Source organism: Nocardia rhizosphaerae, assembly GCF_042650365.1.
Taxonomy (GTDB): domain Bacteria; phylum Actinomycetota; class Actinomycetes; order Mycobacteriales; family Mycobacteriaceae; genus Nocardia; species Nocardia rhizosphaerae.
Genome location: NZ_JBHSBA010000015.1, coordinates 548682 through 572176, shown reverse-complemented (window position 1 = coordinate 572176; position 23495 = coordinate 548682). Strand labels below are relative to the sequence as shown.

The following is a 23495-nucleotide window of genomic DNA, read 5'->3' as shown; positions in this document are numbered from 1 at the left end:
GAGCTGCGGGCGCTGACCGATCATCCCTGGCTGCCGCCGCCGATCTCGTGCCCGAGCGAGGAGCCGAGCTTGCGCAGCAGGTCGATGGCCGCGTCGGCGATGACGGTGCCGGGCGGGAAGATCGCGGCGGCACCCGCCTCGTACAGCTCGTCGAAGTCACCGGGCGGGATGACACCGCCGACGATGACCATGATGTCGGGGCGGCCGACATCGGCCAGCGCCTGCCGCAGGGCGGGCACCAGCGTGAGGTGACCCGCGGCCAGCGAGGACACACCGACGATGTGCACGTCGTTGTCGGCCGCCTGGCGCGCCACCTCCTCGGGGGTCTGGAACAGCGGACCCACATCGACGTCCATACCCAGGTCGGCGAAGGCGGTGGCGATCACTTTCTGGCCGCGGTCGTGGCCGTCCTGGCCCATCTTGGCGACCAGGATGCGCGGGCGGCGGCCCTCGGCCTCGGCGAACTCCTCGACCAGCGCGATGGCGGCGCCGATATTGGAGGCCTTGCCTGCTTCGTCACGGTACACACCGGAGAGGGTACGGATCTCGGCCTGATGGCGGCCGTAGACCTTCTCCAGTGCGTCGGAGATCTCACCGACGGTGGCCTTGGCGCGGGCGGCGTCGATGGCGAGGGCGAGCAGGTTGTTCGCCATCCCGCCCTCGGACGAGGCGGCGGCGCGGGTCAGGTTGTCCAGCGCCGCCGCGACGGCGGCCGGATCCCGTTCCGCGCGAAGCCGTTCCAGCTTCTCGATCTGCTCGGCGCGCACCCGCGAGTTCTCGACCTTGAGGACCTCGACCTCGTGGTCCTCCTCGACCTGGTACTTGTTGACGCCGATCACCGGCTGCTGGCCGGTGTCGATGCGCGCCTGGGTACGAGCGGCGGCCTCTTCGATGCGCAGCTTCGGAATGCCCTCCGAAATCGCCTGCGCCATCCCGCCGTGCGCCTCCACCTCGGCGATGTGGGCGCGCGCCCGCTCGGCGAGCTGGTGGGTGAGCCACTCCACGTAGTACGACCCGCCCCACGGGTCGATCGGGCGCGTGGTGTTGGACTCCTGCTGGATCAGCAGCTGGGTGTTGCGGGCGATGCGGGCGGAGAAGTCCGTCGGCAGCGCGAGGGCCTCGTCGAGGGCGTTGGTGTGCAGCGACTGGGTGTGTCCCTGGGTCGCGGCCATCGCCTCGATGCAGGTGCGCGCCACATTGTTGTAGGCGTCCTGCGCGGTCAGCGACCAGCCGGAGGTCTGTGAGTGGGTGCGCAGCGACAGCGATTTCGCGCTCTTGGGCTCGAACTTCGACACCAGCTCGCTCCACAGCAGCCGTCCGGCGCGCAGCTTGGCGACCTCCATGAAGAAGTTCATGCCGATGGCCCAGAAGAACGACAGGCGCGGGGCGAACTTGTCCACGTCCATACCCGCCGCGATCCCGGCCCTGATGTACTCCACACCGTCGGCGAGGGTGTAGGCCAGTTCCAGATCGGCGGTGGCTCCGGCTTCCTGGATGTGGTAGCCGGAGATGGAGATCGAGTTGAACTTCGGCATCTCGGCGCTGGTGAAGGCGAAGATGTCGGAGATGATCCGCATCGAGGGCTTGGGCGGGTAGATGTAGGTGTTGCGGACCATGAACTCCTTCAGAATGTCGTTCTGAATGGTTCCGGCCAGCTGTGCCGGCGTCACGCCCTGCTCCTCGGCGGCGACCACGTAGAGCGCCAGGATGGGCAGCACCGCGCCGTTCATGGTCATCGACACCGACACCTGATCCAGGGGGATCTGGTCGAAGAGCTGGCGCATGTCCAGGATCGAGTCGATCGCCACACCCGCCATGCCGACGTCGCCCTGCACACGCGGATGGTCGGAGTCGTAGCCACGGTGGGTGGCCAGGTCGAAGGCGACCGACAGGCCCTTCTGCCCGGCCTGCAGGTTGCGGCGGTAGAAGGCGTTGGAGTCCGCGGCGGTGGAGAAGCCCGCGTACTGGCGGATGGTCCACGGCTGGTTGACGTACATGGTGGGATAGGGACCGCGCAGGAACGGTGCGACACCGGGCACGGTGTCGAGCGGATAGCCCTGCGCGACGACGGCATCCCGGTCGGCCTTGGTGAAGACCGGCGGCACGTCGATGCCCTCGGGGGTGGCCCAGGTGAGCTCGTCGGCGGTGGTCTGGTTGGCCGTGGCGGCCTGCGCGACGAACTCGCGCACCTGCGCCTCGTCCACCGCGGCGGCCGCGGGCGCGTGCTCGGTGAGCGGCACCTCGGCGAAACTGCCGATCCGGTGCTCGATCTCGGATCTGGTCATCAGGCTCCCACCTTCTCCAGCAGCTGTGACAGCACCGCGACCGCGTCGATGCGCAGGGTCAGATATCCGTCGGGACGCTGGGTCCCGCTGTACCGCGCGACCGCCTTCTCCGGTCCGGCCAGCAGCACGGTCGCGATGCCTGCGGCGCGCAGCGCGTCGACCGCGGCGCCCGCCTCCTCGCCGTAGCGCTTGTCCGCGCCGCACAGCACGGCGATCGGCGCACCGGAATCGGTAGCGGCGGCGGCGATCCCGTCGACGGTGAGCGGCCCCGGATGCACCGACTCGATCCCGCCGGAGGCCAGCACGTTCGCGGCGAAGATGGTGCGCGCGTTGTGTTCGGCGACCGGGCCGAGCGGCACGATCAGGGCCTTGGGCCTGGCACCGGTGGCCGCGAGGAACGCGTCCGACCGGTTGCGCAGCGCCTCGAACGCGGCGCCGTAGCGCACGGCCGAAGCCTCGGCGCGGGCCTGCTCCGACAGCGGCGCCTCCGCCAGGTTCGGGAACTCGTTGACCCCGGTGACGGCGGTCTTACGGTGGGCGATGTCGGAGCCACGCGCGGCAGCGGTCTCGGCGATCCGCGCGGCGATCAGCCCCGACTCCAGCGCGGCCTGGTAGCCGCCTGCGGCCTCGAGCTCCTGCATGAACTCCCACGCCTTGGCGGCGAGTTCGTCGGTCAGCGCGTCGACGTACCAGGAGCCCGCGGCCGGGTCCTGGACGTGGCCGAGGCGGGACTCCTCGAGCAGCAGCAGCTGGATATTGCGTGCCATGCGCTCGGAGAACGACTCCGACACCCCGAGCTCGCCCACGGGTAGCGCGGAGTCGAACGGCAGCACGGTCACCGAGTCGGCGCCGCCGACACCGGCGCCGAAGGCGGCCAGCGTGGTGCGCAGCAGGTTCACCCACGGGTCGCGCTGGGTCATCATGGCGGCCGAGGTGACGGCGTGCTGCGGTGCTGCACCGAACGCGGACGCGCCGCACACCTGGGCGACCCTGGCCCAGAGCCGCCGGGCGGCACGGAATTTCGCGATGGTGGCGAACTGGTCGTCGGTGGCGGCGAAGCGGAATTCGAGCTGGCCGAAGGCGTCGGAGATGTCGACCCCGGCGGCGGTCAGCGCGCGCAGGTAGGCCAAGCCCGCCGCGACGGCGGCGCCCACCTCTTGCGCGTCGGCGGCACCCGCGTTGTGGAAGGCGATGCCGTCCACCGTGATCGCCCGGACGGTCTCGGGCCTGGCGATCGACCCGGCGGCCATGGCGAGTGCGGTATCCAGGTCGATATCGGCTGCGCCGCTGAAAGCGCTGGTGAGCGGGGCGGCGCCGAGACCGACCTGGATCTGCGCGCGATCGGTGAGCGCGTAGCCGTCGAGCACCTCGTACACCCGCGCCGCCGCGGCGGTGACATCCGGGCCTGCGACCAGGGTGAGCGGTGCGAGCTCGAAGAGCAGCCCGCGCAGCGCCACCGGGATGTCGGCGACCGCGACACCGTGGGCGCCGACGCCGAGCGCGACCGCGCTCACGCCGTTCTCCAGGCCGGTCAGGATCGTCCGGTTGGTGGCCTCGGCATCCCCGGTACCTGCGAACGCGCCGACGAACCAGCCCCGCTGTGGATCGCGGGTGGCGCTGCCACCACGCACATAGGGGAAGGTGCCGGGCAGCGGCTGCTCCGGCAGCTCGTCGCGGCGGGTGTAGAGCGGGGCGATGGTCAGCCCGTCGTAGGTGGTCTCGTCGAGCAGATGCTCGGGCTCGTCGGGAAGTTCGGCGGCATCGACCCGTCGCGCTTTGGCCAGCACGCCTGCCACACCCTTGCGCCAGGCGGCGTACTCGGGCACCGGATCCGGTGCGAGTCCCGTCCCGGACTCTGAACCAATCGGCATAGCTGGTGTTCTCTCTTCCAACGCGTTCGCCCAGCTCAGCGAGCCGGGCGGGTGCTCAGGCGAACCGGTGAGATGTCCGGTTCCATTGTCGATGCTAACTGTGACAGCCTGTCACCTCGCCCGGGCCATCCCCTACCGGCCGGTACGCTTGCCCGGTGCTCCGACTGATCCGCTCCCCGCGCGTGCTGCTGGCACTGGCCGGGATCGTCGCACTGTTCGCGGTTGCGGCGACCGCGCCGCTGCCGGGTCCGCAGCAGATCCGGGAGTGGGCCGGTGGGGCTGGACCGCTGCTTCCGGTGCTGTTCTTCGTCTTCTACGCCCTCGTCGCCGTCGCGCCGGTGCCGCGCACGGTACTCACCGTGACCAGCGGGGTGTTGTTCGGTCCCGTGCTCGGTTCGGTGCTCGCGCTGAGCGCGAGCGGGGTGAGCGCGACCATCGCCCTGCTCGGTGTTCGCGCGCTCGGCCGCGATCGGGTCGCCGGGCACCTGAACCATCCGGCGGTCCGCGCGATCGATAGCAGGTTGGCGCAGCGGGGCTGGCTCGCGGTCGCGGCGCTGCGGATGATCCCGATGGCACCGTTCTCGGTCGTCAACTACTGCTGCGGGCTGTCGTCGGTGCGGGTGCTGCCCTATCTGATCGCGACGGTCGCCGGCTCGGCGCCGGGCACGATCGCGACGGTGGTCCTGGCCGGGTCCCTGGCGGGCGGTACCGACCCGATCGCGATCACCGTGTCGGCCGTCTGCCTCTCGCTCGGCCTGGTCGGCCTGGTGATCGACGCGCGGCTGCCGGTGTCGGCACCGGCAGCCGAGCCCGAGGCGATTCGCGCCTGATCTGCCCCTTACTTCAGGGGCACCGGGTTACGCTGGCGATCCGCCGACAAAATGGGGTGAGGTTCTTCACATCGGCAAATTGTGAAGAACCGCTGTTTCAGAAAAGTGCCGAGGCAATAGACTCGGCGGTAGCCCAGGGTTCGCCAGCTACATCCGGTGCGGGATCCAGAGCAACACCCGGTGACGCCCCCGCGTGCACCGCCCTTCCCGTTCGCCGTTCCGGCATGTACCCACCCGAGGTGACCCGATGGAATACACCCATCTCTCCGACTTCCAGATCCGCGACGGCGCCCTCACCGTCTGGACGCCCGAGATCGACGGACCCGGCCGCTGGTACGACGACGAGCGCCCGCTGGCCAGCGTGCATTCCCAGTACCTCGGCTTCCTCGACCCCGAGGACCCGCGACCGGGACGTGGCCGCTGGATCGGCACCGTGTTCGAGATGGACGCCCCGCTCGACCACCAGGATTGGGCCCGCACGCTGGAACTCTGGCACGACCGCCACGAGGGGTTCCGCACCACCGTCTCGACGAACGGCGACGGCGAGTACCACCGCATCACCACCGATCCCGGCACGGTGCGACTGGCTGCGGTCGGGGTCGAGGACCTCACCGACGGCGACCGGATCAACGAGTTCCTCTGCGAGACACTCGAACTACGCCTGTCACCGCTGGTGTGGCCGCATCTGCTGGTGGCCACCGTCGCGCACGACACCGACGATTTCACCGTGCTGGTCGGCGCGGACCATTCCGTGCTCGACGCCTACTCCCAGGCCGTGCTCATCCTCGAACTGCGCACCCTCTACACCGCGGTCCGCACCGGCGGCGAGATCCGTGATTCGGCGACCTTCGGCAGCGCCGCCGACTACGCCGCCATCGAGCGCGCCGCCGCCGAGGACCTCACCCCCGACTCCCCCGCGGTCGCGGTCTGGCGCGATTTCGTCGGCACGCCCGGCTCACCGATGCCACGCTTCGCCGAGGGGCTGGTCGTCCCGCTCGACGGCGAGCACGCCCAGCCCAGCGTCTCGCGCACGCTGTTGAGCCTCGCCGAACTCGAGGAGGTCGAGGCGGCGCTGGACACCCACCGACACCGGCTCTCGGTGACGGTATTCGCCGCGCTCGCGATGGCGTCACGGGAGGTGTTCGGCGACAACCGGTTCCGCACCATCATGCCGATCGCCACCAGGCCCGATCTGAGCTGGCTCGAATCGATGGGCTGGTTCGTGAATGTGGTTCCGGTCGACATCACCCTGCCCGCCGACGCCGAGATGGGCGCCGCGCTCGCGGTCACCAGAGCCGCGCTCAAACGAGCCCACCTGTGCAACGACGCCTCCTGGGGGCGATCGCTGGCCATGGCGGGTGCGCTCGAGGGCCCCACCTTCGGTGCCTCGTTCCTCGACATCCGCATGCTGCCGGACTACGAACTGGTCGCCGACCTGCGCGGCCGTACCCTACGCGCGGTCTCGTACTCCACCGACGAGGTCTACTTCTGGGTCGTGCGCGGCCCCGACGGACTCTATGTCTCCACCCGCTATCCGGCCGGGCTGCCGGCCGAGGTGATGGATCGCTTCCTGCTCGCCTTCGCCAGGGCCATCTACGCGGTCACCGCGCTGTCCGCACCGGCCGAGGACGCCGTCCCGGTCGCCGGTGCCGCGCAGGCGGCCATGAGCGCGGGCTGAACATGCGCGTGCTGCTGGCCTTCACGGGAAGTCGCGGCGATGCCCAGCCCGGCCTGCTGCTGGCCCGTGAACTCCGCGCGCGCGGCCACACGGTGACGCTGGCGCTCGCACCCAACCTCGTCGGCTTCGCCACCGCGCACGGTATCCCCGCCGTCGGCTTCGGTTGCGACAGTGCCGAACTGCTGCGCACTCAGCACGCCGATCGCCGCTTCCGCAGCCCGAGTCCACGGCAGCGCTGGCGAGCCGTCCTCGACCTGCAGCGGCGTGGCGTCGCCGAGGCGGTGCGCGATCTGCTCACCCTCGCACCCGGCCACGACGTGCTGGTCACCGGAATGGCCGGCGAGGAGGCCGCGGAGAAGGTGGCGCGGCGGGTCGGGATACCGCTTGCGGCGGTGCACTTCTTCCCCATCGTGCCGAATCGTGCCGTGCCGGTGCTGCCGACACCGTGGGGGCACCGGGTGCCCGGCGGCCTGAACCGGTGGATCTGGTCCGGGCTGCGCCGAGCCCGTGATGCCGCACTGGCCGCGCCGTTCGCCGACTTCGGGATCGTGGAACACCCACTGCCGGGCCGGGTCTCGATCCAGGCCTACGACGCCGGGTTGTTTCCCGGCCTGGCGGATGAGCTGCCGCGGCGGCACCCGATCACCGGCTTCGCCGTCGATCCCGGCTCGATCCTCGCCTGCCCGGCCGATTCCGCGCTCGACGGGTGGCTCGCCGCGGGTCCCGCGCCGCTCTACGTGGGTTTCGGATCGATGGCCGTCGAGGACCCGGCCGCGCTGGTGCGCATGCTGCGCGGGGTGTGCGAGCGACGCGGCGTGCGACTACTGCTCGCGGCGGGCTGGGCCGGGATCGCACCGGAACTGTCGGCCCAGGTGGCGATCGTCGACCAGGTCGACCACGCCGCGGTACTGCCCCGCTGCCTGGCCGCCGTGCATCACGGCGGCGCCGGGACCACGGCGGCCGCGCTGCGCGCCGGGGTGCCGCAGGTGATCTGCTCGGTGCAGGCCGATCAGCCGTACTGGGGACAGGCCTTGGCACGGCGCGGGCTGGCGGTCACTCGCCGCGTCCACGGCCTGCGCGCCGCCGAGCTGTCCGCGCTGCTCGACCGGGTGGCCGACCCTGCCCTGGCGGCGCGGGCCACCGAGTATGCCCGCCGGTTCCCCACCGACGGGCTCGCCCGCGCCGCGGACGAGGTGGAAGCCCTTGTCCTCGCGACCTTTCCGAGTTCCTGCTACGACCATGCCGGGAGGCTCCAGTGAGCACCGACCTCGCCGTCCGCACCAGCGGACTCGGCAAGTCCTTCCGCGACTTCACCGCGGTCGGCGCCATAGATCTGGAGATCGCCGCCGGTTCGGTGTTCGCCCTGCTCGGCCCGAACGGCGCGGGCAAGACCACGACCGTGCGGATGCTGGCGACACTGTTGCGGCCCGATCGCGGCAACGCCGAAGTGTTCGGGTTCGACGTGGTGCGTGAGGCCACCGCGGTGCGGTCGATGATCGGGCTCACCGGGCAGTACGCCTCGGTCGACGAAACCCTCACCGCCGCGGAGAATCTGCGCCTGTTCGGCCGCCTGCTCGGGTTGTCACGCCGGGACGCGGCGCTGCGCAGCGCGGAACTGCTCGAGGAGTTCGAGCTCACGGCGGCCGCCCGGCGCAGTGTGTCGACCTTCTCCGGCGGGATGCGCAGGCGCCTCGATCTGGCCGCGACGCTGATCACGGTGCCGCCCTTGATCTTTCTCGACGAGCCGACCACCGGTCTCGACCCGCACACCAGGGACCGGATGTGGGGCATCGTGCGTGGACTCGTCGAGCGTGGCGCGACGGTGCTGCTCACCACGCAATACCTCGAGGAGGCCGACGCGCTGGCCGACCGGATCGCGGTGATCGACCGTGGCGGGCTGGTCGCCGAGGGGACCGCGGGCGAGCTGAAGTCCTCGGTCGGTGAGCAGGTGCTGCGGCTCGACATCCCCGATCGCGTCGACCTGCGGCGCGCCGAAGCGCTGATCGTCGACCTCACCGGCGACGTGCCGACCGGGTCGGCCACCGGAACGCTCACCGTGGCGCTGCGCGAGACCGCCGTCGGGGCCGAGATCGTGGCCGCCTGCCGGGCAGCGGGTATCGAGCTGCGCGGATTCGCGGTGGAACGGCCCGACCTCAACGAGGTCTTCCTCGCGCTCACCGGCCGTGTCGGCGACCGGGTCGAGGTGTCATGACCGTCCTCACCGCCGCACCCGCTCCCACCGGTGTCACGCGCGCGCCGCGCGTGACACGAGTCGGCCCCGGCACCGCCCTGTGGCACGCGCTGCTGCTGGCCTGGCGCGGCCTGCTCACCTTCCGCCACAGCCCGCAGCTGCTCTACGACGCCATCGCGCTGCCGATCGTCGGGCCGATCCTGTTCGGCAGCATCTTCGGCACCGCCATCGCGGGCAGCATGGAAGCCTATCTGCCGCTGATGATTCCCGGCGTGCTCGTGCAGATCGTGCTCACCTCGTCGGTGGCGGTGGGTGTCCAGCTGTGCGAGGACATCCACTCCGGGGTGTTCGACCGGTTCGTCGCCCTGCCGATCGCCCGCTCGGCCCCCGTTGCCGGGGCGTTGCTGGCAGGCACCGTGCGCTATCTGATCGCGGCGACGACCGTGGTACTGGTCGGGTTCGGCATGGGCTACCGGCCCGAGCACCCCGGCGGCTTCCTGGCCGGTGCGGCGCTGGTGGTGTGCGCGACGACGGCGATCAGCTGGCTGTTCGCCTTCATCGGTGCCACCGTCGCCAGGCCCGCCGCCGTGCAGGGCATGTGCATGCTGGTACTCACCTTCCTCGGCTTCGCCTCCAACGCCCTGGTTCCCGAGTCGGCCATGCCGACCTGGATGCGGCACGTGTCGGACCTCAATCCGGTGTCCTACCTGGTCTCGGCGGTGCGCACGCTGGCTGCCGAGGGCACGCTCGGCGCCGATGCGTGCTGGTCGCTGGTCGCCTCGCTGGCGGTCGTCGCCGTCTTCGCGCCCTTGACCGTGCGTACTCTCCGTTCCCGATGAGGAGTCTGTCGATGACTGTCACCGCCCCCGCCGTCGCGGCAGCGCCCACCACGCTGAACCGGATCACCGCCGACGACGACCTGTTCTTCAAACTGCACAGCCTGTACCCGAACGCGCTGGTCAACCAGCTCGCCTACCGGTTCGACGAACGGCTCGACCCGGAGCTGCTGCGCCGCTGGCACGCACACCTGGCCACCGGGTTCATCGCCCGCAGGATCCGCACCACCCGGTTCCCGTTCGCGCGCGCCCACTGGGAACCGGCGACCGAATCGCTGCCGCTGGTGTGGTCGCCGACGCCGCTGCCCGACAGCGAGATCCTGTCCTGGTTCCTGGAACAGGCCGCGGTGGAATTCGATCCGGCCAGGGGCCTGGTGTGGCAGCTCGCCGGGGCGCACACCGCCTCGGGCGGCACGGTCGTCACCCTGGTCGCCTCGCATGTCGCGTGTGACGGTGGCGGGATGATGCACGCGATCGTCGACGCGCTGGATCGGCTCAATCGCGGCGCCGAGCCCGACCGGGCGGCGTCCGCCGGCAGACTGGTCGGTCCGGTCGCCGCGGGCGGCCGGCTCGCCGCCGATCTCGGCGATGCTCGCGCCCAGCTGCGCGCCGTGGCACAGGGTGTGCGCGCGGCCCGGCGGGCCCGCGGCGTACGTGAGCCGGCCCGCAATCCCCGCCCTGCCGAGCCGCGGTTGCCGCACGCGCCGACGTGGCAGGCGGCCGAGACCATCGTGCAGCTCGAGCTGGCCGAGTGGGACGCCGTCGCCGCGGCCGCGGGCGGCACCACCAACGGGCTGCTGGTCGGTGTCGCGGTGGGGCTGCTCGGGCGCAGCGGACGGATCACCGACGGCGCCGACGTGCGGGTCGACATCCCGCACTCGATGCGACGTCCCGACGATCCGCGAGCCAACGCCACCACCGGCCTGCCGATCAGCGTCACCTACCGGGCCGGTGCCCGCGCCGACCTGCCCGCGATCCGCGCGGCACTCAAAGCGGCGGGTCTTGCCTATCAGGATCCGGCCACCGTTCCGCCGATCCAGCATCTGCAACCGGTGCAGATGTTGCTGCCCAAGGTGGTACTGCATCGGTTCGCCCGCACCGCCAAGGCGCCGGAATGCCTGTGCACCAATATGGGCCGGACCGCCCAGAACATCGCTGTGCTCGGCCCGCATCGGGCCCGCGACGTGATCATGCGCCCGGTCGTGAACCCGGGTCCGGTGGAGTTGTTCCGACAGGTCGAAGTGGGCGTCAACCTGGCCTTCTCCTGCGACGACGACACCGTGACGCTGGTGGTCACCGGCGGCGACCCCGACCGTTTCCCCACCCGCACCGCCCTGCAGGACCTGCTGCGCGCCGAGTTCGCCGCCTGGGGCCTCACCCCGCGGTTCTGGTGAGTCCGTGCCCCGGCTCGCTATCGTGGAGTCGTGGGCATCATGGGCGAACTCTTTCCCGGCAAGAAGCTGCAGAACGAGGGCAGCGGGGACAGCGACGGCCAGGACCACGACCCCACCCTTGCGGTCGATCTGGACGCCGGGGTGATCCGGCTCAGCGCGCCGCGCGGTGCCGAACCGTCCGCCGAGTGAACCGACGCCGCAGCGGTTCCTGCGGTGGCTTTCGGGCGTCGAGGTGAAGGGCACGATCGTGGACCGCTACCAGGACTTGCGGCACCGGATGTTCGCCCGGCACGCTCACCCGCTCAGCGCCTGGAGCAGGCTGCTCACCACCCCGCTGGTCGTGGCCCCGTTCTGGACCAGGCGCGCGGATGTGGCCGCCGCGGTGCTGGTCTGGTTCGCGGTCAACCCGATCATCACTCCGGAGCCGGTCGATCGGACCTCGTTGGCCACCCGCGCCATCCTCGGCGAGGAGCGCTGGCTGGCCGATCCCGCCCTGGACCGCACGATGACCGTGCTCAACGCCGTCGGCCTGGCCACGCTCGGCGCAGCGATTGTCGCGGCGCAGCGGCGTCGGCGGGTCCCGACCGCCCTCGGCGTCGCCACCACCATGGGGCTCACCCTCTACGGCTGGCGCCGTTACGCGGCCCTCTACGACCGCGGCCGGAGCTCCGGCCGATCCTGACCAGCTCGCCGCCGCCCGCCCGCGCGGGCCCAGGCGACCGCCCACCAGCCCCACCCTAGGAACAGCAGCAGGAAGGACGCACTCGCCCACAGCATCCGGGTGAGGGGCCTGCCGTCGCCAGGGCGGTAGACCATCTTGTTCCATCCGCCCGGATCGATCGCGCGGTGCACCGATCCGATCGGGGCGGTGCGTGCCCCTGCCAGGCCGATGGTACGCAGGGGCGATCCTATGCCGGGATTCCCGGGGACCAGGAGGAATCGGCGTGGCCGCCGGTCGCAAGGCACCCGCCGCAGGCGGACACCGGCGCCCCCGCGGTGGAGGGAATCGCACCTGGCGGGCAGTATGCACAGTGGCGCATCCCGATTCGACGTTGCGGCCGCTGAGCTCGCTGTCGAGCCGTCGGGATCGCCGAAGCGCGAAGGGAGAGCACGGCGATGACAGGTGACCACGAGCCTGAGGCACCGCGCCCGTACGCGATCGCGCGGCCGTACTTCCGCCGCGCCGGTGCCGGTTTCGCACCCACCGCGGCCGCCGCGAGCGCCTGGGGACCGGACATGCTGGCCGGGCCCGCGGTACTCGGGTTGCTCGCCCGCACCATCGATACCGAGTTCGGCGACAGCGACTTCTTCCCCACCCGTCTCACCGCCGATCTGTTCCGGTCGGTACGCCTCGCCCACGTCACCGTCACCACCCGGATCATCCGGTGGGGCAACCGGATTCGGGTCGTCGAGGCCGACCTGTGCCAGGCGGGCGAGGCGGTGGCCAGGGCGAGCGCCGTCTACTATCGGGCATCGGCCGATGCCGACGGTACGCGCTGGACCCGGACCCGGGTTCCGCAACCACCACCGCGCACCGCGTACCCGGGCGCCCGGCTGCTCGGCACCAGCGGCGACGACGGAGATTGGCTTCCGCTGCCGCACAACGGTCCCGCCTGGCACAACGCGCACCGCAAACGGCTGTGGGCGACCGGGTGGTCGGTCCTCGACGACGAACCGGCGACACCGTTCGCCATGGCCGCCATGGCCGCGGACCTGACGAACCTGGTCACCAATATGGGCACCGGCGGTCTCGGCTATATCAACGGCGACGTCACGCTCGCGCTGACCCGGCTCCCGGCCGGACACGAGATCGGGCTGGAGGCCGACAGCCACCGAGCCGCCGACGGGATCGCGGTGAGTTCGGCGACCCTCTTCGACCGGGCGGGCGTGCTCGGCGAATGCACCGTGACCGGTATCGCGAACCGCCAACGGCCCCGTGCGGGAACACCGCCCGGCGTCGCCGCGGCGCCCGCTCACTGACCGCGCAGTACCAGCTCCCGCTCGGCACGGCCGAGCGCGCCGAACAGCGGATCGTCGAACACGGTCGGCTCCAGCACCGGGTCCGGTACCCGGAGCAGATCGGCGGAGCTCACCTCGGCGAAATCGTAACGCCCTTTCGCACGCTGCAATTCAGCCAATGTAATGGCCGAGACGGTGTCGTCGAGGGTGAAGTCGGCGAGCCCATCGGCCACCAGCGCCGCGCGCAGCTGCAGCGACGGGGACGGCGTAACCACATGGGCCAGCGTCAGATACGGCCACAGCGGCTCGCCGAATTCGGGGATGCGTTCGCGAATCCACACCTCGGTCAACGCGTCGGTGAGCTCCGCCCTGACATCGAGCAGCCGCGCGGGCATGCTGATCGGCAAGCGCACCGAATCGGCGGCGATCACCGGCGGGCCGAACGTGATCTGGAACGGCGCGTGCGCGGCCAGCCGCACCCGCGCGCCCTGCACCAGCGCCGCCAGGTGCATGCCTTTCACCCCGTCGACGAAACCGACGCCTTGCAACCCGATCCGCAGCCGGGCGGCGTCGACCGGTTCGAGCCAGGGCAGCCGGGACAGTGTCGGCGCGAAGATCTCCACCAGTTTGTCGGCGACCGGCTGGGTCGGCGTGACCTGCCAGTCGTAGAAGGATCGTCCCTCGGTCCATCCGGGCCGCCACCACCAGCGACTGGCAACCGTCATCTCGCCCGCGATCATCGTCCACCTCCCCACATCCGCCACCGCCCGAGCGATCATCCGGCGGGCCGGCCGAACCGCCGGATCGACGATTCCGACCTGGTCACCCCGACGCGACCGGACACGATCGGCACCAACGCCACGATGTCAGTTACCTCTCAGCGACGGTATTGCCGGTGCGGCCGACCCGCAACACGACGAGACCGTTCCGTTGCACCTTCGATCCCGCGTCATGCTCTGCGCCGCGCTCGGCCCCGACCGCATTACACTGGCCGACATGCCTGTTCGTCGGCTGATGACGCTGCTCGCGTTCGCCCTCCTGCTGCCCTTCGCCGCCGCTGCCTGCACCATGTCGGGCGAGGGCTACACCTCCGAGTGCACGGTGAGCGGGTGCACCGTCACCTTCGACCGCGGGGTGAGCGCCCAGGCCTCGGTACTCGGGATCCAGGCCGAACTGGTCGCCGTCGACGGGGACATGGTCACGCTGAAGATCGGTGGCCAGAACCTGACGGTGCCGGTGGGCCAGACCCAGGAGTCCAACGGCACCGACGTGCGGGTCAGCGAGGTCACCGACGAGAAGGTGGTCGTGGTGTTCTCGACCGGGCTCACCCAGAACTGACCCGCGAATTCCCCCGCGGCCCCGTCTCGCTCAGCCGAGCACGTTCGGCTGATCCAGGATCCACCGCCAGCTGCCGTCGGGCTGTCTGCGCGCCACCTCCACCGTGGCGGCGGTGCCGCCGGGTAGCCGGGTCGAGGTCATCGCCAGATCACCCGCCCGCAGCGCGGGTGCCTGCGCGCCCGGCTGGAACACCGGGCGATCGGCGACCAGCCTGGTGTAGGCGGCCCTGATCTCCTCGATGCCGGTCGCGACCACCCCGTCGGGCAGGGCGAGCACCGCTTCGGCCTCGTACAGCTCCACCAATCCGTCCACATCCCCGGCGTTCAACCGCTCGACCACGAGCCTGCCCAGATCCTCCGGGCATCGCGCTCGCTCCCGCACACCGTCGACACTGTCCGCCATGGCCACCCTCCTCGATATGGGCTGTGCGCCAACGGTAACGCCGGGGTACGACACCGACGGGCCAAGGCGCGGTCGCCGCGGGCCCGGTCTGCCGCGGGCGCAGCGTCCCACCGCACCAGGTTCGGGTTCTATATTCGGAGTCGGCAGTCCCTTTCCGAAGTGCAACCCGTGTCGGGCCGACGAACGGCGACCAACGATGGAACCCACCCACGATGTGCTGCACCGGCCCTTGTTCTCCCGGAGGGCCCCACTCGACCGGCGCACCGCCGCCGGGCGGATCAGCGCGGCCACCATTGTCGTCACCGTCAAGATCGCCCTGACCCACTGACCCGAGGAGACGCGATGCCGGCACCGCAGGCGAAGTCGAGTTCGGTCGTGCTGCTCGTGCTGGCCTCTGGACAGTTCCTGATGACGCTCGACAGTTCCGTGATGAACGTGTCGATGGCCACCGTCGCCCAGGATCTCGGCACCACGATCACCGGTATCCAGACCGCCATCACGCTCTACACCCTGGTGATGGCGTCGTTGATGATCACCGGCGGCAAGATCGGTGCCATCATCGGCAGGCGCCGGGTGTTCGGGATCGGGCTCGTCGTATACGGCGTCGGCTCGTTCGTGACCGGACTGGCACCCGATCTGACGGTGCTGCTGCTCGGCTGGTCACTGCTCGAAGGCATCGGTGCCGCCCTGATCATGCCGGCGATCGTCTCGCTCGTGGCCGGGAACTTCCCGCCCGAACGCCGCTCCGCGGCTTACGGCATCGTCGCCGCGGCAGGAGCGATGGCCGTCGCGGTCGGCCCGCTCGTCGGCGGCGCCGTCACCACGTTCGCGTCCTGGCGCTACGTCTTCTTCGGCGAGGTCGTCATCGTGGTGGCCATCCTGCTCGTGCTGCGCCGGATCGAGGACACGCCGGCCACCCGGGTCCGGCTCGACCTCGTCGGGTCGGTGCTGTCCGCCGTGGGACTCGGCGCGATCGTGTTCGCGGTACTGCGCTCCAGCGAATGGGGCTGGGTGCGCCCCGAACCGGACGGTCCCGCCCTGTTCGGTCTGTCCGCGGTGTTCTGGCTGCTGACCGGCGGCCTGCTGACCCTGTTCCTGTTCTTGCGCCGGCAGAGCGCGCTCGTGCGGCGGGGCCGCGATCCGCTCATCGATCCGGCACTGCTGCGCAACCGGCAGCTCGTCGGCGGGACCAGCATGTTCTTCGCGCAGTTCGCCGTGCAGGCGGGCGTGTTCTTCACCGTGCCGCTGTTCCTGTCGGTCGTGCTCGAACTCAGCGCGGTCGACACCGGCGTGCGAATCCTGCCGCTGTCGATCGCGCTCATCCTGGCCGCCGCGGGCATCCCGAAGTTCGCGCCCCGCGCCAACCCTCGCCGGGTCGTGCGGTGGGGCCTGCTCGCGATGATCGTCGGCGTGCTCATGCTCGCGGCAGGCATGGACCCCGGAGCCGACGCCGAAGTGATCGCGATCCCGATGGTGCTGATGGGGCTCGGGCTCGGCGCGCTGGCGTCCCAGCTCGGCGCCGTCACCGTCTCCGCCGTGCCGGACTCCCGCAGCGCCGAGGTCGGCGGGCTGCAGAACACCGCGACCACGCTCGGCGCCTCGCTCGGCACCGCCCTCATCGGGTCGATTCTGATCGCCACCCTCACGACGTCGGTGGTGGCGGGGATCGAGAACAATCCGGCGGTCCCGGCCGCGGTGCAACAGCAGGCCACGACCGACTTGGCCGGCGGCGTGCCGTTCCTGTCCGACCGGCAACTCGAGGCGGCGCTCGACGAGGCCGGAATCGACGAGTCCACCGCGACCGCCGTGCTCGCCGTCAACTCCGAGTCCCGGCTCGCGGCCCTGCAGATCGCCTTCGCCGTCACCGCATTGCTCGCGGTCCTGGCGCTGTTCGGCACCGGGCTGTTGCCCCGCGCACCCGTCACGGAATCGAGCCCGCCGGGGCGTCGGCACGACGACTGACCGGGCGGCCGTTCGCCGCGCGGACCACACTGCCGACGCCGACAGCGACATCCCCCGGCGCCAGTACGGCCACCGGGGGATGTCGCGGACTCGGGTCAGCTGGTCACAGCGGCGGGAACCCGGACGAACCGGTCGCCATCCAATTCCAGAACTCCGCAGCGCGGTTGACCAGCAACGCGACAACGTCGAGGACAGTGCTTCCCATCGAGGTTCCTAACATCGAACGAACAATCCGTGCGCCACCCTATCGGTGGACGCCCGGCCTCCGGAATCGCCTGGCCCGGTCCGGCCGCGCGCGCACCCCGCGCGGCGGGGCGCGGTGAGACCGCGCCCGGCGCGCGAACGACGACCGGGGAATCAGTCGATGTCGATGGTCCCGTCGAAGACCAGCGGAGTCACGCCGGGCTGACAGTCCCGAAGCATCGACGTGGGCATCGGCACGCCGTAGCCGATCATGTTGGGAGCACCGTCACGCCCCTTGGTCACCGTGATCTGGATGGCCATCGTGTCGGGCTCGAACACCATGACCGGTTCCGCGGTCGTGATCGGATAGACCAGCGAGACCGTGTCACCGACGACCCGCAGACAGGTCACCGGCCCGGTCACCCGGATCGGCAACGGCATCTCACCCACCCGCGCCTGCGCGACATACGTACCGGTGGCTGGTCCGTCTCCACTGCCCTGGGCCTCGATGTGCAACACATCCATGCCCACGACCTGCATGTCACCGTTGATCGATACCCGCGCCGGCTCCGCTGTCGCATGCCCGGCCGCCGCCGTCACCGCGAGCAGGGCCATCGCCGCCGACGCGACACAGCGCCTCAGTCCAACTGACATCATGACACCTCCTGAGTAGGGATTCCCGGGAGCGATTACCCCGCAATCGGGTCGTCAGACGACGCCGAGGCAGCGATTCACGACCACCGGCGGCCGGACTACACCGGCAGGCCGAGCGCGGAGGCCAGGGTCTGCCCGAGCGCGGCGACGACAGCGTCGAGCGCACCGGGGTCCAGGATCTGCAGGACGACGTCGCGGTTCGAGCAACCCTGTGGCGCCGGGACGCCGTTGAGCCGGTCGTCGAGCCACAGCACCGCGCTGCCCGCCCCGCTCACCGCGGCGATGCCGTGTTCGCTGAGCAGTTCCCTGGTGTAGAACACCCGGGCGTCCGGATCGGCGCAGTAGGTGTCGTAGAGCTTGTTCACCGAGTTGATCGGCATGGCCTCGTCCAGCGGGGCCTGATAGAGGTACAGCGGAGCCGTCGGAGTGCCACGACGGCCGAGACTGAGTTCGTCCAGGATCGGCTGCATCTGCGGGGCCAGCATGGGGTCGCCGGGATAGTCGAACAGACCCTTGATGTTCACGAACGGGAAGCCGGCGAATTGCAGTGCGACGCATTGCCCTTCGCGCACCACGCGCACCGCCTTGCCCAGCGGGTTCATGTACCGGTCGATGAACTGGTCCACCTCGGGGTACTCGCGGGCCACGCCGAGCAACCCGCCGAGCACCGCGCCGCCGAAGGTCGACGTGCCGTTGTCGTAGTCGATGGCGGCCCGGATGTCGGCCAGCAGACCGCCGGTCGCCGAGCCCACCAGGTCGATCTCCGGCGCGTACGTGGGGTGGAGTTCGGCGGCGTGCGCGGTCGGGATGACACCGCCGGAGTACCCCCACAGGGCTACCCGGGTGTCGATGCCGGGAAGTCCGGCGGGTTCGAACCGTTCGGCGGCGCGAATGGCGTCCAGCGTGATCCGCGCGCCCAGGGGCCCGACGGCGTAGGCGGCGTTGGGCCCCTGATGGTCGGGAATCACCACGGCGTGGCCGAGCTGCAGCATCGCCTGCGCCTCCACGAACTCCGCGGGCAGTACGGAATCGAGCGGGTTCGGCAGCGAGCCCATCTGCAAGCTGTAGGAGGGCGCGCCGTTGATCGACAACGAGTCCTCGGCCATCCGGAACGACAGCAGGGCACGCCGGTCGGTCGGCGCGGGCCGGTGCGGGACGATGACCGTGGCGACGGCCGCGATGGCCTCGTCGCGGGTGTTGGCACTCTCGACCTGATCGGCAGATCGTGGCCTCGCTCGACGGCACGCGTCTGCTCGACGACTATCCGCCACAGATCCGCGAACCGCTGTTCTTCATGATGCTGCACATGTTCTCCGGCGAAGCGGTGGTACGCGGGGTCTATCAGCGACCCGACCTCGATGCCTCGATCCTGACCCTGGTCGAAGACATGCTGGTCTCCTATGCCGAGACCCTGGCCGCACGGCGAACCGAACAGGACGGCCGGGCGCCGAACCGAGCGCGGATCGCGCCGTGCGATCACCAGTAGTCGGGTGTCAGACCCCAGGAGTCGAACTCGGCGGTGAGCAAGGCGCGCAGCGCGGCGCGGCTGGGGAACCGATCGGGGTCAGCGCCGGTGACGGCGAGGGTGACGGTCTCGCCGTCGGTGCACAACGACAAGTTCACCCCGGCGGCCATCCGCCGGAACACGGCGGGGTCGTTGGTGCAGACGACCGGACGCATCAGCACCGCCGAGGCGCGGTGTCCGCCGAGCTCGGCGACTCCCAGGGCGGTCTCGCCGAGATTGGTGCACAGGCACTCCGGCGCCGTGGCCGTCCGCGCGAAGTAGCGCAGAACGGCGCGGGGCAGCACCATCTGCAGTGGTTGCAGGTGTTGCAGCGCCGGCGTGGTGGCCGGATCGCGGTAGGCCGTGGCCGCCCGCTTCACCGCCGACCTGACAGCGCCGAGGTCGACGCGGTGACCGATCCGGTAGTGGACCGAGATCGGCAGCCCGGTGGTGGCGTTCGCGCGCGGATCGTGCGGGATGCGCGTCGAATGGGGCACGTCGACGCGGATGTCCGCGGTGTCCCCGACGCGTCCACTGCGCCCGAGCAGGCCGGCGCCGAGCGCGATCAGCAAACCGTTCGTGGTGCCGGAATGGGCGGCGGCCACAGCGTTCCACTCGTCGAGCGACAGCCGCACGACGACGTCGGCCGGTGTCCAGCGGTCCGGCAACGGCAGCCGCGGTTCGGCGGGCCGTGGCGTGCGCTCGGGTTCGGCGACCGTGCGGGTCGCGACCGCGGCCCGCACTCCTCTCGCCACGGCCACCAGCTGAGCTGCCGCGTCGGACACGTTCGCGCCGAGGGCGTTTCGCGGCGCACGGCCGACCAGCGCCCCGGAGCTCACGGCCCGATCGGGCCGCTCGCCCAAGCGCGACAGCGCGTCACCCACCGCGAACAGCACCGCGCCCCCGTCCGAGGCCACGTGCGAGGTCACCAACGACACCACGGTCGCACCGGTCGTCGTGCGCGCGGCCGACAGTCGCCACACCAGCCCGGCCCCGGGGTCGAAGTCCACCCGGCTCTGGGCGAAATACCAGTCCAGGATCTCGTCGTCGGCGACCGGGACCGGGTCCAAGCCCAGCGGGATCGACGCGGTGGCCGGGAGCCAGTACGGGCGGGCGAACGGCATCCGGGCACCGTGCACCCGCCGCGCGAGGAAGCCGTGGGCGAGCTGGGCGTGGAACCGGTCGAGCAGGTCACGGTCGAGGGGTTCGTCGAACCGCCACGCCAGCTGGTTGACCAGCGCGTTGCCGTAGAGGCTGTGCAGCTTCAGGAACAGATCGTCGTCGGCGGTGAGCCGGTTGACGGCGGCGACCGGCGTGTGCGCCGCAGCGGTGATCGTCATGGTGAGTCCTCTCAGCGCGCACGCAGGGTACGGACGGTCAGGGGCGCGAACACGGCGACGACGGCGAGCGAGGCCAGCACCGCCCACCACGCGTCGACGCCGACGGCCCCGTCCTCGGCGAGCGTGCGCACCGCCGACACGAGGTAGGAGACGGGGTTGTAGTCGGAGACATGGCCGAGCCAGGCCGGCATCGATTCCTCGGGAACCAGCGCGTTGGAGGCGAAGCTCAGAAAGGTCAGCACCAACATCGACATGCCCTGCACGGCGGCCGGCCGCGACACCGTGACCCCGATGAACGCGAACAACCAGCTGATCGCGGTGGTCGCCACCACGACCAGCACCGCCCCGGCGAGAAAGCCCGCCGGATGCGCGGGCCGATAGCCCATGGCGAAGCCGACGACGACCACGGTCGTCGCCGCGATGACATAGCGCGCGGCGCCGGCGAGCAGTGCCCCGGCGATCGGCGCGGAGCGGGCGATCGGCATGGCCACGAATCGGTCGAACACACCGGAGCGAATGTCTTCCGACAGCTGGACGCCGGTGGCGACGGCGGAAGTGAGCACGATCTGGACCAGCACGCCGGGAACGAGGATCGGCAGGTAGGCACTCGTGCTGCCCGCGATCGCGGTACCGAAGATACTGCCGAACAGCAAGGGCCCGACAATGGGCAGCAGGAGGGCGTCGTAGAGCAGTTGTGGGCTGTGCCGGAAGGTCAGCAGTCCACGCCAGGCCATCATCAGGGACTGGTTCAGCGCGGCGCGGACGCTGAGGTGGGTGATCCGGGGTCGGCGATCGATGGTCGCGGGCGCGACGGCCTCGACGACGACCTCGGTGGTGGTGACGGTCATAGTGATCTCGGCTTCCGTGGTCAGGCGGCGGGTGCCGTGCCGGTGAGTGCCCGGAACACCTCGTTGAGGTCGGGCCGGTCGACGGCGAAGCCGCGCAGCGCGATTCCCGTCGCCCGGCAGTCGGCGACGATGTCGGCGGCGGCGCTCGCGTCGGCGAGCGCGACGGTGAGCGTCGCACTCGCGCAGCCGGCCGGGATCCGGCCGGTGTGGCTGACGACGAGGGCTTCGGCGCGCGCGGATTGGGCCGCATCGGCCAGCTCCAAGCGCAATACCTGGTTGCCCAGGGAGGACTTCAGCTCGGCGGCGGTGCCGTCGGCGACGATAGCGCCCCGATCGATGACGGCGATCCGATCGGCCAGCGCGTCGGCTTCCTCGAGATACTGGGTGGTGAGCAGCACGGTGGCGCCACGGCCGACGAGGGTGCCGATGATGGCCCACATGCGGTCCCTGGTGTGCGGGTCGAGGCCGGTGGTCGGCTCGTCGAGGAAGATCAGCGGCGGATCGGTGAGCAGAGTCGCCGCCAGATCCAGCCGGCGCCGCATGCCCCCTGAGAACTGTCCCACCGGCCGGTCGGCGACCGCGCTCAGTTCGAACTCCGCCAGCAACTCGGCACCGCGCCGGGCCGCCTGGCGCCTGGTCAAGCCGAGCAGACGACCGAGCAGACGCAAATTCTCACCGGCGGTGAGTGTTTCGTCGACCGAGGCGTACTGGCCGGTGAGCCCGATCATCGAGCGCACCGCGGTCGCGTCGCCTACCACGTCGTAGCCGAAGATCTCGGCGCTGCCCCGATCGGGTCGGATCAGGGTCGCGAGCATGCGCACGGTGGTGGTCTTGCCCGCGCCGTTCGGGCCGAGCAGCGCGAACACCGTGCCCGCGGCGACGTCGAGGTCGACGGCGTCGACGGCGGTGAACTGGCCGTAGGACTTGCCGAGGCCGCGCAGGCGCAGCGCGATGTCGGTGGTCATGACAGCCTCCCGTCGGCACCGATCCGGTCGGCGCCGACCGGCACGAGCGATTCGACAGCGACGGCCGCTCGCGCGACACCGTCGGTGCGCAACCGCGCGGCCTGGGTCGCGGCCCGACGGCGGACCTCGGCGGCCGAGACAGTGTCGAGCAGAGCGTGCAGGCGCGCCTCGGTGAGCGCGCCGGCAGGCAGGGTCGCCGCCACGCCGAGTCGGGACAGCGCCTGCCCCCAGTACGGCTGATCTGCCTGGACCGAGCAGATCACTTGTGGCACACCGGCTCTCAGTGCCGCGGCAGTCGTTCCGGCACCGCCGTGATGCACCACCGCCACGCATCGGGGCAACACCTCGGCATGGTCGACCTGGGCGGCGACGGCCAGATCTCTCGTGATGCCGGGCGCGATCGCGGCCCATCCCGCCGCGAGCAGCAGCCGCCGCCCCCGGCGCGCGCAGACGGCGCGGACCATCGTCACGAACTCTGCCGGATCCCCCACGTCCATCGAACCGAATCCCACGTAGATCGGCGCGGCACCCGCGGCCAGCCACTGCCGCAGCGCGCGACCACCGGCGTCGTCGTTCGCCGCGGAATCAGTCGCGGCGGCACCGAAACCGTCGACATCGAGCGGGAACCCGGTGAACGGGCCGGGCACCTCGGCCGAGAGGCCGGGAAACAGCGCCGGGTCGTAGGCCTGGATCCGCAGCCGCGCGGTCTGCTGACCCGCGGGCAGGATCGGCGCCAGCGACGCCGCCCTGGCGCGGGCGAGCAGCGCCCACCCCGCGCGGTGTACGGACCCGGGCATCCGCGCGGCCCACCGCGCGGGTACCACCGGAACGACCGTGTTGGGCTGGATCGGGAAGAAGTGGATCGCGGCCGACGGCAGCCCCGCCTCGCGGGCCACCACGGCCGCCGGTTCCTCACCGGCCATCCCCGCCACTACCACGTCGTGTCCGGGCGCCAACCTCCGCAGGTCGGCGAGCGCTTCCGGCACGCCGCGCCGCTGCAGGTCGAGCAGGGCACGCAGGCGGACGCGCGGATCGCGCGAGCGGAATCGCGCGTCGGCGCGCTGGGCGCGCAACAGCGCGGCGGAGTCGCAGCCGAACGCGACCGCCGATACCCCGTGGCCGGTCGCCAGCCCGATCAGGTTCGGTGCCAGCGCGAGCGTCACCTCATGCCCCCGCGCGATCAGCGCGCGGGCCAGCAGGATGCCGGGCTGGGCGTCGCCCCGGCTGCCGGGGAAGGCCAACAGTGCTCGCATCG

General features: G+C 71.0%; 23 protein-coding genes. 13 read left to right on the top strand and 10 right to left on the bottom strand.

Annotation, left to right across the window (positions count from 1 at the left end; all coding sequences use genetic code 11):
- Positions 1-20 precede the first annotated feature (20 nt).
- Positions 21-2285 carry a methylmalonyl-CoA mutase gene (gene scpA, locus ACFOW8_RS24805; protein ID WP_378553880.1) on the bottom strand — a complete coding sequence of 755 codons (2265 nt, stop codon included), beginning with the start codon at positions 2283-2285 and terminating at the stop codon, positions 21-23.
- Positions 2285-4156 (bottom strand): methylmalonyl-CoA mutase family protein, encoded by a 1872-nt coding sequence (locus tag ACFOW8_RS24800; RefSeq protein WP_378553879.1) that lies wholly within the window; start codon positions 4154-4156, stop codon positions 2285-2287. Before ACFOW8_RS24800 ends, scpA begins: the two co-directional genes overlap by 1 nt.
- A 155-nt stretch (positions 4157-4311) precedes the next feature.
- On the opposite strand from ACFOW8_RS24800, the gene ACFOW8_RS24795 reads away from it, so the two are divergent.
- From ACFOW8_RS24795 to ACFOW8_RS24755, 9 genes are all read left to right on the top strand, one after another.
- Complete coding sequence (locus ACFOW8_RS24795; RefSeq protein ID WP_378553878.1) at positions 4312-4986, top strand: TVP38/TMEM64 family protein; 675 nt, start codon at positions 4312-4314, stop codon at positions 4984-4986.
- Between the two features lie 247 nt (positions 4987-5233).
- Positions 5234-6664: a condensation domain-containing protein gene (locus ACFOW8_RS24790; protein ID WP_378553877.1), complete on the top strand. Its 1431-nt coding sequence runs from the start codon at positions 5234-5236 to the stop codon at positions 6662-6664.
- Between the two features lie 2 nt (positions 6665-6666).
- The gene (locus ACFOW8_RS24785; protein WP_378553876.1) at positions 6667-7923 is read left to right on the top strand and encodes a glycosyltransferase; all 1257 of its coding nucleotides are present in this window, start codon (positions 6667-6669) and stop codon (positions 7921-7923) included.
- The gene (locus ACFOW8_RS24780; RefSeq protein WP_378553875.1) at positions 7920-8876 is read left to right on the top strand and encodes an ATP-binding cassette domain-containing protein; all 957 of its coding nucleotides are present in this window, start codon (positions 7920-7922) and stop codon (positions 8874-8876) included. Before ACFOW8_RS24785 ends, ACFOW8_RS24780 begins: the two co-directional genes overlap by 4 nt.
- Complete coding sequence (locus ACFOW8_RS24775; protein ID WP_378553873.1) at positions 8873-9694, top strand: ABC transporter permease; 822 nt, start codon at positions 8873-8875, stop codon at positions 9692-9694. Before ACFOW8_RS24780 ends, ACFOW8_RS24775 begins: the two co-directional genes overlap by 4 nt.
- A gap of 11 nt (positions 9695-9705) precedes the next feature.
- On the top strand, positions 9706-11085 hold the full coding sequence (locus ACFOW8_RS24770) for a hypothetical protein (protein WP_378553871.1): 1380 nt from the start codon (positions 9706-9708) through the stop codon (positions 11083-11085).
- A gap of 30 nt (positions 11086-11115) precedes the next feature.
- On the top strand, positions 11116-11274 hold the full coding sequence (locus ACFOW8_RS24765) for a hypothetical protein (protein WP_378554706.1): 159 nt from the start codon (positions 11116-11118) through the stop codon (positions 11272-11274).
- A 43-nt stretch (positions 11275-11317) separates the two neighbouring features.
- A complete protein-coding gene (locus tag ACFOW8_RS24760) occupies positions 11318-11767 on the top strand; it encodes a DUF6653 family protein (protein WP_378553869.1) in 450 nt (149 codons plus the stop codon).
- A 434-nt stretch (positions 11768-12201) separates the two neighbouring features.
- Positions 12202-13065, top strand: coding sequence for an acyl-CoA thioesterase domain-containing protein (locus tag ACFOW8_RS24755; RefSeq protein WP_378553868.1), 864 nt, complete (start codon positions 12202-12204; stop codon positions 13063-13065).
- Here ACFOW8_RS24755 and ACFOW8_RS24750 read toward each other — a convergent pair.
- Positions 13059-13769: a 2'-5' RNA ligase family protein gene (locus tag ACFOW8_RS24750; RefSeq protein ID WP_378553867.1), complete on the bottom strand. Its 711-nt coding sequence runs from the start codon at positions 13767-13769 to the stop codon at positions 13059-13061. The genes ACFOW8_RS24755 and ACFOW8_RS24750 overlap by 7 nt on opposite strands.
- A gap of 271 nt (positions 13770-14040) precedes the next feature.
- On the opposite strand from ACFOW8_RS24750, the gene ACFOW8_RS24745 reads away from it, so the two are divergent.
- The gene (locus ACFOW8_RS24745; protein ID WP_378553866.1) at positions 14041-14382 is read left to right on the top strand and encodes a hypothetical protein; all 342 of its coding nucleotides are present in this window, start codon (positions 14041-14043) and stop codon (positions 14380-14382) included.
- 30 nt (positions 14383-14412) lie between these two features.
- Here the strand turns inward: ACFOW8_RS24745 and ACFOW8_RS24740 are convergent, their stop codons facing one another.
- Complete coding sequence (locus tag ACFOW8_RS24740) at positions 14413-14784, bottom strand: YybH family protein (RefSeq protein WP_378553865.1); 372 nt, start codon at positions 14782-14784, stop codon at positions 14413-14415.
- Positions 14785-14980: 196 nt separating this feature from the next.
- On the opposite strand from ACFOW8_RS24740, the gene ACFOW8_RS24735 reads away from it, so the two are divergent.
- Positions 14981-15112, top strand: coding sequence for a hypothetical protein (locus ACFOW8_RS24735; protein ID WP_378553864.1), 132 nt, complete (start codon positions 14981-14983; stop codon positions 15110-15112).
- Positions 15113-15126: 14 nt separating this feature from the next.
- Positions 15127-16746, top strand: a complete 1620-nt coding sequence (locus ACFOW8_RS24730; RefSeq protein WP_378553863.1) for an MFS transporter — start codon at positions 15127-15129, stop codon at positions 16744-16746.
- Positions 16747-17103: 357 nt separating this feature from the next.
- Here ACFOW8_RS24730 and ACFOW8_RS24725 read toward each other — a convergent pair whose 3' ends face one another.
- Together ACFOW8_RS24725 and ACFOW8_RS24720 are read right to left on the bottom strand one after the other, a co-directional pair.
- The gene (locus tag ACFOW8_RS24725; protein ID WP_378553862.1) at positions 17104-17583 is read right to left on the bottom strand and encodes a hypothetical protein; all 480 of its coding nucleotides are present in this window, start codon (positions 17581-17583) and stop codon (positions 17104-17106) included.
- A gap of 98 nt (positions 17584-17681) precedes the next feature.
- Complete coding sequence (locus tag ACFOW8_RS24720) at positions 17682-18689, bottom strand: lipase family protein (protein WP_378553861.1); 1008 nt, start codon at positions 18687-18689, stop codon at positions 17682-17684.
- A 119-nt stretch (positions 18690-18808) separates the two neighbouring features.
- Between ACFOW8_RS24720 and ACFOW8_RS24715 the strand changes: the two genes are divergently transcribed.
- Entirely contained in the window at positions 18809-19069 is a 261-nt protein-coding gene (locus ACFOW8_RS24715) for a hypothetical protein (RefSeq protein ID WP_378553860.1), read from the top strand.
- Here the strand turns inward: ACFOW8_RS24715 and ACFOW8_RS24710 are convergent.
- Genes ACFOW8_RS24710 through ACFOW8_RS24695 form a run of 4 tightly spaced genes read right to left on the bottom strand, consistent with a single transcriptional unit; the run spans position 19060 to position 23493 of the window.
- Entirely contained in the window at positions 19060-20427 is a 1368-nt protein-coding gene (locus ACFOW8_RS24710; RefSeq protein ID WP_378553859.1) for a hypothetical protein, read from the bottom strand. The genes ACFOW8_RS24715 and ACFOW8_RS24710 overlap by 10 nt on opposite strands.
- A gap of 11 nt (positions 20428-20438) precedes the next feature.
- Positions 20439-21275: an ABC transporter permease gene (locus tag ACFOW8_RS24705; protein ID WP_378553858.1), complete on the bottom strand. Its 837-nt coding sequence runs from the start codon at positions 21273-21275 to the stop codon at positions 20439-20441.
- A gap of 20 nt (positions 21276-21295) precedes the next feature.
- Positions 21296-22240, bottom strand: a complete 945-nt coding sequence (locus tag ACFOW8_RS24700) for an ATP-binding cassette domain-containing protein (RefSeq protein ID WP_378553857.1) — start codon at positions 22238-22240, stop codon at positions 21296-21298.
- Positions 22237-23493 (bottom strand): glycosyltransferase, encoded by a 1257-nt coding sequence (locus ACFOW8_RS24695; protein ID WP_378553856.1) that lies wholly within the window; start codon positions 23491-23493, stop codon positions 22237-22239. The genes ACFOW8_RS24700 and ACFOW8_RS24695 overlap by 4 nt, the downstream gene beginning before the upstream one ends.
- Between the last annotated feature and the right edge of the window lie 2 nt (positions 23494-23495).

Coding starts and splice junctions, on each gene's coding strand:
- scpA (WP_378553880.1), bottom strand. CDS start 2,285: ATGACCAGATCCGAGATCGAGCACCGGATCGGCAGTTTCGCCGAGGTG.
- ACFOW8_RS24800 (WP_378553879.1), bottom strand. CDS start 4,156: ATGCCGATTGGTTCAGAGTCCGGGACGGGACTCGCACCGGATCCGGTG.
- ACFOW8_RS24790 (WP_378553877.1), top strand. CDS start 5,234: ATGGAATACACCCATCTCTCCGACTTCCAGATCCGCGACGGCGCCCTC.
- ACFOW8_RS24785 (WP_378553876.1), top strand. CDS start 6,667: ATGCGCGTGCTGCTGGCCTTCACGGGAAGTCGCGGCGATGCCCAGCCC.
- ACFOW8_RS24775 (WP_378553873.1), top strand. CDS start 8,873: ATGACCGTCCTCACCGCCGCACCCGCTCCCACCGGTGTCACGCGCGCG.
- ACFOW8_RS24770 (WP_378553871.1), top strand. CDS start 9,706: ATGACTGTCACCGCCCCCGCCGTCGCGGCAGCGCCCACCACGCTGAAC.
- ACFOW8_RS24755 (WP_378553868.1), top strand. CDS start 12,202: ATGACAGGTGACCACGAGCCTGAGGCACCGCGCCCGTACGCGATCGCG.
- ACFOW8_RS24750 (WP_378553867.1), bottom strand. CDS start 13,769: ATGACGGTTGCCAGTCGCTGGTGGTGGCGGCCCGGATGGACCGAGGGA.
- ACFOW8_RS24745 (WP_378553866.1), top strand. CDS start 14,041: ATGCCTGTTCGTCGGCTGATGACGCTGCTCGCGTTCGCCCTCCTGCTG.
- ACFOW8_RS24740 (WP_378553865.1), bottom strand. CDS start 14,784: ATGGCGGACAGTGTCGACGGTGTGCGGGAGCGAGCGCGATGCCCGGAG.
- ACFOW8_RS24735 (WP_378553864.1), top strand. CDS start 14,981: ATGGAACCCACCCACGATGTGCTGCACCGGCCCTTGTTCTCCCGGAGG.
- ACFOW8_RS24730 (WP_378553863.1), top strand. CDS start 15,127: ATGCCGGCACCGCAGGCGAAGTCGAGTTCGGTCGTGCTGCTCGTGCTG.
- ACFOW8_RS24725 (WP_378553862.1), bottom strand. CDS start 17,583: ATGTCAGTTGGACTGAGGCGCTGTGTCGCGTCGGCGGCGATGGCCCTG.
- ACFOW8_RS24720 (WP_378553861.1), bottom strand. CDS start 18,689: ATGGCCGAGGACTCGTTGTCGATCAACGGCGCGCCCTCCTACAGCTTG.
- ACFOW8_RS24710 (WP_378553859.1), bottom strand. CDS start 20,427: ATGACGATCACCGCTGCGGCGCACACGCCGGTCGCCGCCGTCAACCGG.
- ACFOW8_RS24705 (WP_378553858.1), bottom strand. CDS start 21,275: ATGACCGTCACCACCACCGAGGTCGTCGTCGAGGCCGTCGCGCCCGCG.
- ACFOW8_RS24700 (WP_378553857.1), bottom strand. CDS start 22,240: ATGACCACCGACATCGCGCTGCGCCTGCGCGGCCTCGGCAAGTCCTAC.
- ACFOW8_RS24695 (WP_378553856.1), bottom strand. CDS start 23,493: ATGCGAGCACTGTTGGCCTTCCCCGGCAGCCGGGGCGACGCCCAGCCC.